Source organism: Peribacillus simplex (genome assembly GCF_900156045.1).
GTDB classification, from domain to species: Bacteria; Bacillota; Bacilli; order Bacillales; family DSM-1321; genus Peribacillus; species Peribacillus simplex_D.
Genome location: NZ_FTMX01000002.1, coordinates 138,785 through 154,040, shown reverse-complemented (window position 1 = coordinate 154,040; position 15,256 = coordinate 138,785). Strand labels below are relative to the sequence as shown.

16 protein-coding genes are annotated in these 15,256 nt (G+C 43.6%); 15 read left to right on the top strand and 1 reads right to left on the bottom strand.

The genetic code is table 11. The features are described from left to right. Positions 1 to 3: 3 nt before the first annotated feature. The 6 genes from BW986_RS07265 to spoVM all read left to right on the top strand — a co-directional run bounded on the left by BW986_RS07265 (position 4) and on the right by spoVM (position 5,305). Positions 4 to 753: a Stp1/IreP family PP2C-type Ser/Thr phosphatase gene (locus BW986_RS07265; protein WP_076366601.1), complete on the top strand. Its 750-nt coding sequence runs from the start codon at positions 4 to 6 to the stop codon at positions 751 to 753. 5 nt (positions 754 to 758) lie between these two features. After that, complete coding sequence (gene pknB / locus BW986_RS07260) at positions 759 to 2,792, top strand: Stk1 family PASTA domain-containing Ser/Thr kinase (RefSeq protein WP_076366599.1); 2,034 nt, start codon at positions 759 to 761, stop codon at positions 2,790 to 2,792. A 23-nt stretch (positions 2,793 to 2,815) separates the two neighbouring features. Continuing rightward, positions 2,816 to 3,697 carry a ribosome small subunit-dependent GTPase A gene (gene rsgA / locus BW986_RS07255; RefSeq protein WP_076366597.1) on the top strand — a complete coding sequence of 294 codons (882 nt, stop codon included), beginning with the start codon at positions 2,816 to 2,818 and terminating at the stop codon, positions 3,695 to 3,697. A 1-nt stretch (position 3,698) separates the two neighbouring features. Continuing rightward, positions 3,699 to 4,346, top strand: coding sequence for a ribulose-phosphate 3-epimerase (gene rpe / locus BW986_RS07250; RefSeq protein ID WP_076366595.1), 648 nt, complete (start codon positions 3,699 to 3,701; stop codon positions 4,344 to 4,346). 102 nt (positions 4,347 to 4,448) lie between these two features. After that, a complete protein-coding gene (locus tag BW986_RS07245; RefSeq protein WP_076366593.1) occupies positions 4,449 to 5,102 on the top strand; it encodes a thiamine diphosphokinase in 654 nt (217 codons plus the stop codon). A gap of 122 nt (positions 5,103 to 5,224) precedes the next feature. Next, a complete protein-coding gene (spoVM, locus tag BW986_RS07240; RefSeq protein ID WP_034313769.1) occupies positions 5,225 to 5,305 on the top strand; it encodes a stage V sporulation protein SpoVM in 81 nt (26 codons plus the stop codon). Between the two features lie 168 nt (positions 5,306 to 5,473). On the opposite strand, the gene rpmB is transcribed toward spoVM, so the two are convergent. Further along, a complete protein-coding gene (gene rpmB / locus BW986_RS07235) occupies positions 5,474 to 5,662 on the bottom strand; it encodes a 50S ribosomal protein L28 (RefSeq protein WP_034313767.1) in 189 nt (62 codons plus the stop codon). A 253-nt stretch (positions 5,663 to 5,915) separates the two neighbouring features. Between rpmB and BW986_RS07230 the strand changes: the two genes are divergently transcribed. The 9 genes from BW986_RS07230 (at position 5,916) to fabG (ending at position 15,208) form a co-directional block, all read left to right on the top strand. Further along, positions 5,916 to 6,278, top strand: coding sequence for an Asp23/Gls24 family envelope stress response protein (locus BW986_RS07230; protein ID WP_048684651.1), 363 nt, complete (start codon positions 5,916 to 5,918; stop codon positions 6,276 to 6,278). A gap of 18 nt (positions 6,279 to 6,296) precedes the next feature. Then, the gene (locus BW986_RS07225) at positions 6,297 to 7,967 is read left to right on the top strand and encodes a DAK2 domain-containing protein (RefSeq protein WP_076366591.1); all 1,671 of its coding nucleotides are present in this window, start codon (positions 6,297 to 6,299) and stop codon (positions 7,965 to 7,967) included. Between the two features lie 206 nt (positions 7,968 to 8,173). Beyond that, on the top strand, positions 8,174 to 8,836 hold the full coding sequence (gene sdaAB / locus BW986_RS07220) for an L-serine ammonia-lyase, iron-sulfur-dependent subunit beta (protein ID WP_076366589.1): 663 nt from the start codon (positions 8,174 to 8,176) through the stop codon (positions 8,834 to 8,836). A gap of 37 nt (positions 8,837 to 8,873) precedes the next feature. Then, complete coding sequence (gene sdaAA, locus BW986_RS07215; RefSeq protein WP_076366587.1) at positions 8,874 to 9,758, top strand: L-serine ammonia-lyase, iron-sulfur-dependent, subunit alpha; 885 nt, start codon at positions 8,874 to 8,876, stop codon at positions 9,756 to 9,758. Beyond that, positions 9,755 to 11,806: an ATP-dependent DNA helicase RecG gene (gene recG, locus BW986_RS07210; RefSeq protein WP_076366585.1), complete on the top strand. Its 2,052-nt coding sequence runs from the start codon at positions 9,755 to 9,757 to the stop codon at positions 11,804 to 11,806. The genes sdaAA and recG overlap by 4 nt, the downstream gene beginning before the upstream one ends. 118 nt (positions 11,807 to 11,924) lie before the next feature. Then, positions 11,925 to 12,482, top strand: a complete 558-nt coding sequence (fapR, locus tag BW986_RS07205; protein WP_076366583.1) for a transcription factor FapR — start codon at positions 11,925 to 11,927, stop codon at positions 12,480 to 12,482. 24 nt (positions 12,483 to 12,506) lie between these two features. Next, on the top strand, positions 12,507 to 13,493 hold the full coding sequence (plsX, locus tag BW986_RS07200; protein ID WP_076366581.1) for a phosphate acyltransferase PlsX: 987 nt from the start codon (positions 12,507 to 12,509) through the stop codon (positions 13,491 to 13,493). A 27-nt stretch (positions 13,494 to 13,520) separates the two neighbouring features. Beyond that, the gene (gene fabD, locus BW986_RS07195) at positions 13,521 to 14,468 is read left to right on the top strand and encodes an ACP S-malonyltransferase (RefSeq protein WP_076366579.1); all 948 of its coding nucleotides are present in this window, start codon (positions 13,521 to 13,523) and stop codon (positions 14,466 to 14,468) included. Further along, a complete protein-coding gene (gene fabG / locus BW986_RS07190; RefSeq protein WP_063231889.1) occupies positions 14,465 to 15,208 on the top strand; it encodes a 3-oxoacyl-[acyl-carrier-protein] reductase in 744 nt (247 codons plus the stop codon). Before fabD ends, fabG begins: the two co-directional genes overlap by 4 nt. The last annotated feature ends 48 nt before the right edge of the window (positions 15,209 to 15,256 follow it).

Genomic DNA, 15,256 nt, shown 5'->3' with positions numbered 1-15,256 from the left:
CCTATGAGGGCAATATTTAAGACAGACCGTGGAAAAGTCCGCCAGCATAATGAAGATAATGGCGGAATCTTTAAGAACTCGGAAGGCGTTCGCCTTGCCATCGTTGCAGATGGCATGGGCGGCCACCGTGCCGGGGATGTAGCCAGTGCAATGACGATAGACCTTCTGAAAAAGGGCTGGGAATCATCTACAGGTATCGAAACGGCAAACGATGCCGAGGGTTGGCTTAAGCAGCAAATCGTCTTGGTCAATCAGTTGCTTTTTGAACATGCAGAAGCGAATACGGAATGTAAGGGCATGGGGACCACCATTGTGGCAGCCATTTGCACCGACAAGTTTGCTACCATTGCCAACATCGGGGACAGCCGATGTTATTTGTATAATGAGAGCGGTTTTAAGCAGGTCACGGAAGATCATTCACTTGTTAATGAATTGGTCCGTTCCGGGCAGATTTCAAAGGAAGATGCCGAAAACCACCCACGGAAAAATGTTTTATTACGAGCCTTGGGGACAGAAATGCAAGTGGAAATGGATATTATGACTGTCATCTTCGAAGAAAATGATTTACTATTGCTTTGTTCGGATGGATTGACGAATAAAGTGAGTGAACAGGAACTGGAAGAAACCATAACCAATGGACAGTCACTTGAAGAAAAGGCGAATTCATTAATAGATAAGGCCAATCACTACGGTGGGGAAGATAATATCACCCTTGTGCTTATTCAATTTACTGAAGAAAGTGAAAGCAGGTGAATTGAATGTTGATTGGTAGAAGAATCAACGGCCGTTATAAACTGATCGAGATGGTCGGCGGCGGCGGTATGGCGAATGTTTACCTTGCAAGGGATATGATCTTAGATAGGGATGTTGCATTGAAAATCCTTCGCATGGATTTTAATAATGACGAAGAGTTCATCAAGCGCTTCAATCGGGAAGCCCAATCGGCAACCAGTTTGGCCCATCCCAATATCGTAAGCATTTATGATGTTGGTGAAGAAGATTCAATCTATTATATTGTAATGGAGTACGTGGACGGTTTTACACTAAAGCAATACATACAAAAATATTATCCGATTCCAGTCGATGAAGCCCTGGATATCATGAAGCAAATCACGGCAGCGATTTCCCATGCCCATCATAATGGGATCATCCATCGTGACATCAAGCCACAGAACATATTGATTGATAAAGAAGGAACCGTCAAGATTACGGATTTTGGCATTGCATTGGCCCTAAGCGCAACAAACATAACACAGACCAACGCAGTCTTGGGCTCGGTTCATTACTTATCTCCTGAACAGGCCAGAGGCGGTATGGCCAATAAGAAATCGGACATTTATTCACTTGGTATCGTCATGTTTGAATTGTTGACGGGGAGATTGCCTTTTTCGGGTGAATCAGCCGTTTCGATAGCTCTTAAACATTTACAATCGGAAACTCCTTCGCCAAAACGCTGGAACTCTGAAATACCTCAGAGTGTGGAAAATATTATCCTGAAAGCAACAGCCAAAGATTCATATTACCGCTATGATAGCGTGGACTCAATGGAAGATGACATGCGGACTTCGCTTAATCCTGAGCGTTCAAATGAACTGCCTTTTGCCATTCCTGAAGATCATGATGCAACAAAAGCCATCCCCGTCATAACGGATGATCAGATTTCAAGCGTCGATGAGACAATCATAAGAGGTCCGGAAAAAAATACATTGGTCTATGCGGACGATGAAGAAAGTGAATCAGAAGCAGAGAGTAAAGCGAAAAAGAAACCGAAAAAACAAAAGAAACAGAAAAAACAAAAAATCAAGTCGGAACATAAAGGTAAAAAACGAAAGAACATGTCAGCGATCTTGGTGACCACCTTTTTAGTTCTCGCCCTGCTTGCTGTTTTATCTGTCACTGTTGTACCTCCCCTCCTTGTTTCAAAGGAAGTGACGATCCCTGACCTTAAAGGGGAAGAATTGGATGATGCCATTACTGAATTGCTTGATATGGATTTGGAAATAGGAGAAACGATCGAGATTGAAGATGAAGAAGTCGAAGCTGGTCTTGTGATCAAAACCAACCCTAAGGAAGGCAAGACGGTCAAGGAAGGTGCAGTGATCGATATTTATCAAAGCATTGGTAAAGAGACGATTTCATTGTCCAGTTATGAAGGTCGAGACTATTCTGATGTTAAATCCCTGCTTGAAAAAATGGGATTCAAAAACATAAGCGTGACCGAAAAATATGATGACAGTGCTGCCGGCACGATCATAGATCAATCGCCCTCGGGTGCCACTGAGGTCGTACCATCCGAAACGGAGCTTGAGCTAACGGTCAGTAAAGGGGCAGATCTGCTGAGCTTGAAGAACCTAACGGGGTTCAATCAAGCTGGCCTTGATGATTATTCCAATGAGAGTGGAATAAAGATCGATGTCGAAGAAGAAATCTATGATGATTCCGTAGCAGAAGGGCTTGTCATTTCCCAATCACCCGAACCTGCTACGAAGGTGGAAAAGGGCAGTACTGTGAAAGTGGTCATTTCAAAAGGGAAAGAAGAGATTCCTCCCAAGAGTGTAACGGAGGAAATCAAAATCGAGTATGATCCCGTTGAGCCAGGCAAAACGCAAAAAATACAAATTTTCATCGAGGATATCGACAATAGCATGACGGAGCCCCAAGAAACATTCTTTATTTTGGAAGATGCCAAAAGAACGATCGAATTAATGGTATCCCCGGATAAGAAAGCAGGATATAAAGTCATGCGGGACAACCAGGTCATCATTGACGAATCCGTCTCATATCCAGAATAAATTTAATAATTAGGAGTGTGGTTATGCCCGAAGGAAAAATTATCAAAGCATTAAGTGGATTTTATTATGTCCTTGATGGTGAAGAGGTCTATCAATGCCGCGGACGGGGCGTATTCAGGAAGAATAAGGTAACGCCGCTCGTGGGTGATTATGTAGTTTTTGAAGCGGAAAATAAAACGGACGGGACCGTGACCGAAATAAAACCGCGAAAGAATGAATTGATTCGTCCGCAAATCTCGAATGTAGATCAGGCAATCCTTGTCTTTTCAGCAGTAGAGCCCGATTTCAGTCCGGCATTGCTTGATCGATTCCTCGTACTGATCGAAGATAACGAAATCGAACCTATTATCGTCGTGACGAAACTTGACTTGGTTACAGCAGAAAACCAAAAGAAATTGTCTCAGTATATCAAGGACTATCAGAAACTTGGTTATACTGTACTGGAAACATCTTCAGTTACTGCTGGCGGAATTGAAGGACTTGTGCCTTATTTAGAAGGAAAAACCAGTGTATTTGCCGGTCAATCCGGCGTTGGGAAATCGTCTTTGCTGAATGCGATCAATCCTGACTTGGCCTTAAAGACGGATGATATCTCATCACACCTGGGACGCGGGAAGCATACCACCCGCCACGTTGAATTGATTCATATAGGCTCTGGGCTTGTCGCAGATACTCCTGGGTTCAGTTCACTTGAATTCATGGAAATGGAAGCTGAACGGTTATCTTATTGCTTCCCGGAAATGCATAAGCATGGGGAAGACTGTAAATTCCGTGCCTGCCTGCACGATAAAGAACCGAAGTGTGCAGTGAAGGAAGCGGTTGATGCCGGGGAAATTCCACGTTATCGATATGAACATTATATGCAATTCTTAGAAGAAATCAGAGATAGAAAGCCGAGGTATTAAAATGGTTAAAATCGCACCATCCATTTTATCAGCTGACTTTGCAAAATTGGGAGAAGAAATTCTAGATGTGGAAAGGGGCGGAGCGGATTTAATCCATGTGGATGTCATGGATGGGCATTTCGTGCCGAATATAACGATAGGCTCACTAATTGTTGATGCTATCCGCCCGGTGACAAAACTTCCGCTTGATGTTCATTTAATGATCGAACAACCTGATCGTTATATCGAGGCCTTTGCGAAAGCGGGAGCCGATTATATAACTGTACATGTAGAGGTATGCACTCATTTGCATCGGACGATACAATTGATTAAATCTTTTGGTGTAAAGGCAGGCGTGGTGCTTAATCCAGCCACTCCGGCGTCCTTGATCAAACCTATAATCGAGGATATTGACATGGTATTATTGATGACGGTCAATCCGGGTTTTGGCGGGCAAAAGTTCATTAAATCCGTTCTGCCCAAAATTGCTGAAGTGAAGGCGATGGCAGAAATGTATAATCATAATCTCGAAATAGAGATTGATGGTGGAGTGAATGAAGAAACGGCTAAACTATGTATTGAACAAGGGGCGACAGTCCTGGTGGCCGGGTCGGCAATATATAATCAAGAAGATCGACAAGCAGCGATTCAAAAGATTCGGGGAAAGTGATATAAGCCGACACTATCATATTCGTATGATGGTGGTCGGCTTTTTTTATCAATTAAACAAAGGCACCTGGGATATGATTAGATATAGAAAAGGATGATTTCTATGATTATTAGTATAATGGCTGGAGGTCCGGAATGTTTTTGGCCGGATCTGACATGGTATGAGGAGAAGACTGATCTTTGGGTCGGGGTTGACAGGGGAGTATGGTCCTTGCTTGAAAAAGGTATCGAACCTAAGTACGGTTTCGGGGATTTTGATTCAGTTTCGGAAGGCGAATACAAGAAGATTGAGCAAAGGCTGGAACAAATCAATCTATATTCATCGGAAAAGGATGAAACGGATTTAGAGATCGCATTTAAATGGGCAATAGGGCAAAAGCCAAGTGAAATTCATATCCTGGGCGCTACAGGGGGAAGAATGGACCATTTTCTTGGAAATATCCAGCTGCTCCAAAAAGAAAGTGTCCTCCCTTATCATGGCGATATAGAAATATACATAGTCGATCGGCAAAATATATTCACAGTTAAGACAGCGGGTTCATATGAGGTCACTGCTTTGAAAGATAAGAAATACTTGTCATTGCTCCCTGTAACAGCGGAAGTCACCGGCATTACACTTTCGGGTTTCAAATACCCACTGAATGATGCAAGCGTGGAAATAGGTTCGACGCTTTGCATCAGCAATGAACTAATTTCCGAATCTGGGAATGTTTCATTTGAGAAAGGCATATTAATGGTGATAAGAAGCAGTGATTAAAATTCATGCTTAGAGCAGATTCGGATATAATTACGATCATCCTATATCCGCTTAAAAGCTTATGTTGTAATAGAAAAATTCCACTTCATCTTTAATTGTGGGATGCAAAGAGGAGGGGCATGATGAAATTTTATACGATTAAATTGCCAAAAGTTCTGGGCAGTTTGGTAAGGGCTATGCTCGGAGCGTTTAAAAAAGGCTGATACTTATCTCCATGACACCTCTCAAATTCTGGGGGGTGTTATTTTTCGGTAAAAAAGGGGGGAAGGCTTTCTTCTTTGATGCAGACCAGCCTTGATCAACGATTTAAACCATCCCCATTAATACCGGCCATTATAAGTAAAAAGGCATCCTAAGAGGATGCCGTAACATTATACGCGTTCTACTTTGCCCGATTTAAGAGCTCTTGCAGAAACGTATACACGTTTAGGTTTACCGTCAACTAAAATACGTACTTTTTGAAGGTTAGCGCCCCATGTACGCTTGCTAGCGTTCATTGCGTGAGAGCGGCTGTTACCAGAACGAGTTCTTCTTCCAGTGATTACACATTTACGTGCCATGTTAAATTCCCTCCTAACTACAACAAGCTTAAGTTTTTCGCAGTCGTCTTAAGTCTTTGTAAAATACTTTAATAATTTATCATACCTACCGTTAGAATGCAATACTTCAGTTAATTACTTTCAAGAAAAATACCTTGACATACATACTTCAAAATTGAATTATATATAGTACCGTATGACATTTACTTTTAAAACCATAGACATTATAGTAAAATGTCTTTAGTTGATTTGATTTTTTGGGAGGGAAAAGAAAATGTCTATCGAATTACAAACGAAGTATGGACAAATTGACATCTCTAATGATGTTATCGCAACTGTAGCAGGCGGAGCAGCCGTGGATTGCTACGGAATTATAGGAATGGCTTCCAAAAAACAATTTAAAGACGGCATTGCCGAAATTTTAAGAAAAGAAAACTTTACTAAGGGTGTAATAGTCCGTCAAGAAGAGGAAGAAGTTCATATCGATATGTATATCATCGTAAGTTATGGAACGAAAATCTCGGAAGTTGCACATAATGTGCAATCAAAGGTAAAGTATACTCTGGACAAAACTGTAGGATTAGCTGTTGATTCCGTCAACATTTTTGTACAGGGAGTTCGTGTGACGAACCCTTAAGTATAGGAGGAAAGTTTTGTGTCAATTACAAGTTTAAACGGAAAGCGCTTTGCAGAAATGATCATTCAAGGTGCCAACCATTTAGCGGCTAATGCCCAAATGGTTGATGCGTTGAATGTTTTCCCTGTTCCAGATGGAGATACAGGAACGAATATGAATTTATCGATGACTTCGGGAGCGAAGGAAGTGCAAAATAACGTCCAGGAACACATCGGGAAAGTGGGTACGTCCCTTTCAAGAGGACTGCTGATGGGCGCACGCGGCAACTCAGGAGTAATCCTTTCGCAACTGTTCCGCGGTTTTGCTAAAGCGATTGAACATAAATCGGAAATCAATAGTGAAGAATTTGCCCAAGCTTTTGAAGCAGGGGTTCATACAGCTTATAAAGCTGTAATGAAACCTGTTGAAGGAACCATTTTAACGGTTGCAAAAGATGCAGCCAAGCAAGCGGTTTCATCAGCAGCAAGGCACCAAGACCTTATTCAAGTAATGGAAGAAATCGTTACGGAGGCCAATGCCTCATTAAAACGCACACCGGATCTTCTTCCAGTCTTAAAAGAAGTGGGAGTCGTTGATAGCGGTGGGCAAGGATTGGTGTTCGTTTATGAAGGTTTCCTTGCTGAGCTGAAAGGTGAAGCCCTTCCAGTCCGATCTTCAAATGGTCCAAGCATGGACGACATGATCAGTGCCGAACATCACATGAATGTACAAGGTCATATGAATACGGAAGATATCGTGTATGGCTATTGCACGGAATTCATGGTCCGAATGGAAAGTGAAAAACTTGCCAATAAACCATTTGATGAAGAAAAATTCAGAAATGATTTGAGTGAATACGGAGATTCTATATTAGTCATCTCAGATGATGAAGTCGTCAAAGTACATATTCACTCTGAACAGCCTGGAACGTGCCTGAATTATGGACAGCAATATGGTAGTTTAATAAAAATGAAAATCGATAATATGCGTGAACAGCATACTGCGATTGTCGGTGAGACGAATACACCGCTTCAAACTAAACCGTCCACCAAAGAGAAGTACGCTGTAGTGTCAGTGGCGATGGGTGCTGGCATCAGCGAATTATTCAAAAGCATCGGCGCTAAGTCCATCATCGAAGGCGGACAGACGATGAATCCTAGCACGGAAGATATCGTTAAAGCTGTCGAAGAGGCAAATGCAGATCATGTAATCATCTTGCCTAATAATAAAAATATCATCATGGCGGCCAATCAGGCTGCAGATGTGCTTGGGGATTATGTGACTGTCATCCCAACGAAAACAGTGCCACAGGGAATGGCTGCATTGTTGGCGTTCAACCCTACACTTGATGCTGAAGAGAATAAAAAAGCGATGATCGAAGCCCTTTCGCATGTGAAAACGGGCCAGATTACTTATGCTGTCCGGGATACAAACATTGACGGTCTGACAATCGAGACCGGGGACTTCATGGGAATTGCTGAAGGCACCATCAAAGTGAAGGATAAAGACATGATTCAGGCGGCAAAAGATCTTCTCTCCGATATGATTGACGAAGATTCGGAAATCCTTACCGTTTTATATGGGGAAGATGCCACTGCCGAAGAGGTCGAAAGTCTTGTTGCGTTTTGTAATGAGAATTTCGAAGACGTCGAAGTTGAAGTCCATAATGGGAAACAACCTTTATATTCTTTTATTTTTTCAATTGAATAAGAAGAGGATCATGAAGATAAGGGAGACTTATTCGTCATAATTTTTGGCGGATCCTGAAAAAAATAAAAGGCAATAAACTGCATATGTCATTAGGCTATGCAGTTTTATTTTTTTAAAAAGAAGGATTACGGACAGCGTGATTGTAATTACAATATATCAAGCTTTATTATTTAACTACTCCCAGTGTAAAGAAGGAGGAGCAAATCATGAAATTTAGAAGTGTATTCGATATAATTGGTCCTGTTATGATCGGCCCCTCTAGTTCCCATACAGCAGGAGCTGCAAGGCTCGGGAGGGTTGCCAGGAATTTATTCGATCGGGAACCAAAATGGGCCCATATTTCTTTTTACGGATCGTTTGCCAAAACCTATAAAGGCCATGGAACGGATGTAGCCATTGTAGGGGGCTTACTTGATTTTGATACATTTGATGAGAGAATTAAAGAATCGCTGGAACTAGCCCGTAAAAAGAAAATGAAAGTTACTTTTCGGGAAGAAGAAGCAGTACCTGAACATCCCAATACTGCAAAAATAACAGTTGGAGATGATGATGGTGAACTGGAACTTGTCGGAATATCGATTGGCGGGGGAAAGATCGAAATCGTCGAACTGAATGGGTTTAAATTGAGGCTCTCCGGGCACAACCCTGCCATACTTGTCGTTCATGATGATCGATTTGGTGCTATCGCCAATGTGTCAAACATATTGGCCAAGCATCAAATCAATATTGGCCAGATGGAAGTCTCCCGAAAAGAGAAAGGGAAGATGGCCCTGATGACGATTGAAGTGGACCATAACCTGGAGGATCACGTCATCGCTGAAATTACGGCACTCCCCAACATCACTCAAGTAGCAAGGATTGTGGATTGACAGGGCAATCGTTTCCACTTAGGAAGGAGAAGAAATCATGTTTCGAAATGTAGCGGAATTAGTAGAATTAGCTGAATCAAAGCAGAAAAGAATTTCAACGCTGATGATAGAGCAGGAAATGGAAGTAACGGGAAAAAACCGTGAAGAAATCATCCGCCAGATGGGAGTCAACCTGGATGTAATGGAACAGGCAGTGGAAAAAGGACTTCAAGGTGTACGGTCCGTTTCCGGCTTGACGGGAGGGGATGCAGTTCTTCTTCAGAATTACATTAAATCCGGAAATTCCTTATCCGGTGAACTGCTGTTGGATGCGGTAAGCAAAGCCGTGGCAACAAACGAAGTGAACGCAGCAATGGGAACGATTTGTGCGACACCGACTGCCGGATCTGCTGGTGTTGTGCCTGGAACACTTTTTGCTTTGCAAAATAAATTAAAACCGACTCGGGAACAAAAAATTGAGTTCCTTTTTACAGCAGGGGCTTTTGGTTTTGTTGTTGCGAATAATGCTTCAATCTCTGGAGCCGCAGGGGGCTGTCAGGCGGAGGTCGGTTCTGCCTCGGGCATGGCAGCGGCAGCCATCGTTGAAATGGCAGGTGGGACACCAGCACAAAGTGCAGAAGCGATGGCAATCACATTAAAGAACATGCTTGGTCTTGTATGTGACCCTGTTGCTGGGCTTGTGGAAGTGCCTTGTGTGAAGCGGAATGCCATGGGTGCAGCCAATGCTATGGTTGCCGCAGATATGGCGTTAGCGGGGATCACAAGCCGCATACCGTGTGATGAAGTGATAGATGCGATGTATAAAATCGGGCAAACGATGCCATCGGCACTTAGGGAAACTGCACAAGGAGGTTTAGCGGCTACACCGACTGGACGGGAGTTGGAAGCGAAGATCTTTGGCTTACCGCTGAATAAGAAGTGAAACCAACTTTACAGGAATCCATAACAGCGGTAAAAGGAATTGGGGCCGAAACGGCTGCAGCGTTGGGGGAAATGGGGATCCATACCGTCGCGGATCTCCTTGAACATCTCCCATATCGCTATGAGGATTACCGATTGAGGGATTTGGAAACGGTCGAGCATGATGAGCGGGTTACCGTGGAAGGCAATGTTCATACGGTGCCCACGTTAGGATACTTCGGAAAGAAAAAATCCAGGCTCACGATTAAAGTATTGACTGGGAGATATTTAATAAATGTCATTTTTTTTAACCAGCCATACCTGAAGCCCAAGCTAGCAATAGGTGAAACTGTAACCGTTACAGGAAAGTGGGATCGTCATCGCCAAACCATTACAGGGTCGGAATGCCACGTTGGTGATCGTAGCCGGGAGAAAGAGTTCGAACCGGTGTACTCAGTGAAAGGCAGCATCACTGTCAAGGGTCTCCGCCGCTTTATTTCCAATGCATTTTCTGAATATGGGGCAATGATAGAAGAGAATCTGCCCCCGCAATTACTGGCGGCCTACAAACTGATGCCACGTAATGATGCTCTTCGTACAATGCATTTCCCTCTATCGGCCAATGAGGTGAAAAAGGCTCGACGCCGTTTTGTGTATGAAGAGTTTTTACTGTTTCAACTTAAAATGCAGGCACTTCGTAAAGTGCAGAGGGAACAGTCAAAAGGGATAGGACAGGAGTTTGACATGGAGCAGCTGGAAGCCTTCATTGGAACTCTCCCTTTTCCTTTGACGAACGCTCAAAATAGGGTCGTCGAGGAAATAATGAATGACATGAAATCTCCTTACCGGATGAATCGTCTACTTCAAGGGGATGTCGGGTCTGGAAAAACGGTGGTTGCCGCCATATGCCTGAAGGCGACGATTACAGCAGGTTTCCAAGGTGCACTTATGGTCCCGACGGAAATTTTGGCTGAGCAGCATGCTCAATCCCTTAAGGCAATGTTGGAACCGAGTGGAGTAAAGGTCGCATTGTTGACAAGTTCGGTAAAAGGAAAAAAACGCAAGGAACTATTGCAAATGCTGGAATCCGGGGAACTAGATCTTTTGATAGGAACTCATGCATTGATACAGGATGAAGTGAATTTTCGGAACCTAGGTCTTGTCATAACGGATGAACAACATCGTTTCGGAGTGGAACAGCGACGCATCCTACGTGAAAAAGGTACCAATCCAGATGTCCTTTTCATGACGGCTACACCGATTCCGCGAACGCTTGCAATTACAGTGTTTGGGGAAATGGACGTCTCCACGATCGATGAAATGCCTGCCGGGCGAAAAGCGATAGAAACCTATTGGGCGAAACACCAAATGCTTGACCGGATCTTAACCTTTGTCGAAAAGGAACTAAAGAAAGGTAGACAAGCTTACGTAATTTGTCCATTGATTGAGGAGTCTGAGAAACTCGATTCTTTACAGAATGTTCTCGATGTTCATGCAATGCTGACACAATACTTTGCGAACAGGTACAAAGTGGGTCTTATGCATGGAAGGCTGCCCGCTGATGAAAAAGACGAGGTGATGCAGCAGTTTAGTGCCAATGAAGCACAAATCCTTGTTTCCACGACGGTTGTCGAAGTTGGGGTGAATGTTCCGAATGCAACGGTAATGGTCATTTATGATGCGGAGCGGTTTGGGCTTTCACAGTTGCATCAGTTACGCGGAAGGGTTGGAAGGGGAAGTGATCAGTCCTTTTGCATACTGCTGGCCGATCCGAAAACGGAAGTAGGCAAAGAACGGATGAAAATCATGACAGAGACAAACGATGGTTTTGCCCTTTCCGAAAAAGATTTAGAACTTCGTGGCCCCGGGGACTTCTTCGGTAAAAAACAAAGCGGCCTTCCCGAGTTCAAGGTAGCCGATATGGTCCATGATTACAGGACCCTGGAAGTGGCAAGAACGGATGCAGCAAAATTGATTGCCTCCCAAAGCTTTTGGCATTCCCCGGAGTATGATCCGCTTCGGAACTATTTAGAGGGGACGGGCGTATTCACGGGAGAAAAGCTGGACTGAACTGAATGAAAAACCAATAGCAGATTGTGAGATTTTACGCAATATCTTGCAATCTGTTTTTAAAATATATATACTACTATTAGTACCTAGTCATAATACTACGGATGGTGACCTTCAAATGCGAAGAAATAAGAAGGAACGCCAGCAATTATTAATCGAAACGATTAAACAGAATCCTTTTGTAACGGATGAGGAGCTGGCTGAAAAATATTCGGTGAGTGTCCAGACCATTAGGCTTGACCGTCTTGAATTATCGATACCGGAACTGCGTGAGCGCATTAAAAGCGTGGCCGAGAAAAAATTCAGTGACGAAATCAGGGCATTGCCTTTGGATGAAATCATCGGGGAAGTAATTGACCTTAATTTAGATGATAATGCAATTTCGATTTTGGATATAAATAAAGAGCATGTCTTTAAGCGGAATGGAATTGCAAGGGGACATCACCTGTTTGCCCAAGCGAATTCATTGGCTGTAGCAGTCATAAATGATGAACTTGCATTAACTGCAAAAGCATCCATTTTATTTACTCGTTCTGTAAAGGAAAATGAAAGAGTGGTAGCTAAAGCGAGGGTTAAACGCGTGGACCACACCAACGATCGTTCCGTGGTGGAAGTCAGAAGCTACGTGGGTAATGAACTGGTTTTTAAAGGCGAGTTCGAAATGTATCGCTCTTAACTTTCTAGTAAAGGATGAAAGAAAATGAAGATTACGATAGATGCCATGGGTGGCGATAATGCTCCCGAGGCACAGGTTTTGGGAGCGATGAAAGCTGTCGAGAATTTTTCCGATGTGGAAATCACCCTGATAGGCAATCAAGCTGAAATTAACCAATACTTAGCGAAACATGACCGTATAAGGGTTATACATACTGATGAAAAAATATTGAGTACCGATGAACCGGTTCGTGCGGTCCGGCGCAAGAAAAGCGCCTCGATGGTGTTGGCTGCACAGCAAGTGGCTGACGGAGAAGCCGATGCATGCATTTCCTCAGGCAATACGGGGGCTTTAATGGCTGCGGGCTTATTTGTGGTCGGAAGGATAGAAGGAATTGAACGTCCGGCATTGGCTCCCACCCTTCCGACAATCGATGGTAAAGGTTTTGTGCTACTGGATGTAGGTGCGAACTCCGATGCGAAACCGGAGCATCTCCTTCAATTTGCCATAATGGGGTCTGTTTATGCCCAAAAAGTGCGGGGAATCGAAAAGCCCCGTGTCGGATTACTTAATATTGGCACGGAAGAAAAAAAAGGGAATGAACTGACAAAGCATGCCTTTACATTACTGCAGCAATCATCGGAGATATCCTTTATAGGTAACGTAGAGGCACGGGACCTCCTGAGCGGGCCGGCAGATGTTGTCGTAACGGACGGCTTCACGGGAAATATGGTATTAAAGACGCTTGAAGGTACTGCTATGAGCGTATTCAAAATGGTGAAAACGGCATTGATGAGCAATCTCAAGAGTAAGTTGGCCGCAGCAATGGTAAAGCCTGAACTAAAAGGCATAAAAAATAAAATGGATTACTCGGAGTATGGCGGTGCCGGCCTATTCGGTTTGAAGGCCCCTGTCATTAAGGCTCATGGTTCTTCAGATGCGAATGCGGTCTATAATGCAATACGCCAGACTCGCGATATGGTTGGAAATGACGTCATATCGACAATTGCGGAGACAATAGAAAAACAATAATAAATCATAGAGGCAGGGGAGTAACAGATGGGTAAAATTGCTTTTGTCTTTCCAGGACAAGGTTCACAATCAATAGGAATGGGGCATGGCTTATATCAGGAAAACGAGCGTGCTCAGCAAATTTTTCGTTCAGCTGATGAAAAACTTGATTTTCCACTTTCCGAATTGATCTTTAATGGCACACAACAAGAATTAACGGTGACTTATAATGCACAGCCCGCTTTATTGACCACGAGTTATGCTTTTGTCAAGGAGTTGGAAGAAGCGGGGATCAAACCCGATTTTACAGCCGGGCACAGTTTAGGTGAATATACGGCATTAGTGGCATCTGGTGCAATTTCTTTTGAGGATGCCGTATATACAGTGCGTAAGCGTGGTGAATTCATGGAAGCTGCGGTACCGAATGGTCAAGGCTCAATGGCTGCGATTTTGGGAATGGACCGGGAAGCTCTATCTGAAGTCACTTCTGAAATTACGGCCACAGGGGAATCCGTTCAATTGGCCAATATTAATTGTCCAGGGCAAATCGTTATTTCAGGCACCTCGGAAGGGGTTAAACTTGCGAGTGCAAAAGCCAAGGAAAATGGCGCTAAACGGGCTCTTCCTCTTGAAGTTAGCGGACCGTTCCATTCGGAATTGATGAAACCGGCAGCAGAAAAGTTACAGGGTGTCCTTGATGAAGTAAGCTTCAAACAGGCAGAAATTCCTGTTATTTCAAACGTAACGGCTAAGCCCATTACAGCACCTGCCGAAATAAAAGAAAAATTAATCGAACAGCTGTATTCACCGGTCCTTTGGGAGGACAGTGTGAAAAACCTGCTTGAATTGGGCGTGGATACGTTCATCGAGGTGGGCCCTGGGAAAGTATTGGGCGGATTGATAAAGAAAATTGATCGTTCCGTTCAAATTCACTCGGTATCCGATATAGATACTCTAACTAAAACAATTGAAACATTGAAGGGGGCACAAGCATGATCCTCGAAGGAAAAAAAGCACTTGTAACGGGAGCTTCACGAGGTATTGGCAGGGAAGTTGCATTAGAACTTGCCCGTCAGGGAGCAGATGTTGCCATCAACTATTCTGGCAGTGAAGCTAAAGCGAATGAAGTGGTTGACGAAATCAAGGCATTGGGCCGTAAAGCATTCGCCATACAATGCGATGTTGCAAATAGTGAATCGGTGACAAGCATGATCAAAGAGGTCGTCGAACAATTTGGCAGAGTGGATATCCTAGTCAATAATGCTGGCATCACACGTGATAACCTATTGATGCGTATGAAAGAAGATGAATGGGATTCAGTGATCAATACGAATCTTAAAGGCGTGTTCCTATGCACCAAAGCGGTTACAAGGCAAATGATGAAACAGCGTAGCGGCAGGATCATCAATATGGCATCTATCGTCGGCGTCAGCGGAAATGCAGGGCAGGCTAATTATGTAGCGGCTAAAGCTGGTGTGATCGGCCTGACTAAAACCACGGCAAAGGAACTTGCATCAAGAGGCATTACGGTCAATGCGATTGCCCCAGGTTTCATCTCAACGGATATGACTGGTGAATTGCCTGAAGACGTACAAAAAGCCATGCTGGACCAAATTCCGCTTGCGCGGTTCGGTGACCCTAAAGATATTGCTGCTGTGGCGTCTTTCCTCGCTTCTGAGGCCAGCAAATATATGACTGGGCAAACTCTTCATGTAGATGGCGGAATGGTCATGTAAGTTTTCTTTGATTTTTTTCGAAATTAATTTATAATGTTTTGAGGGGAG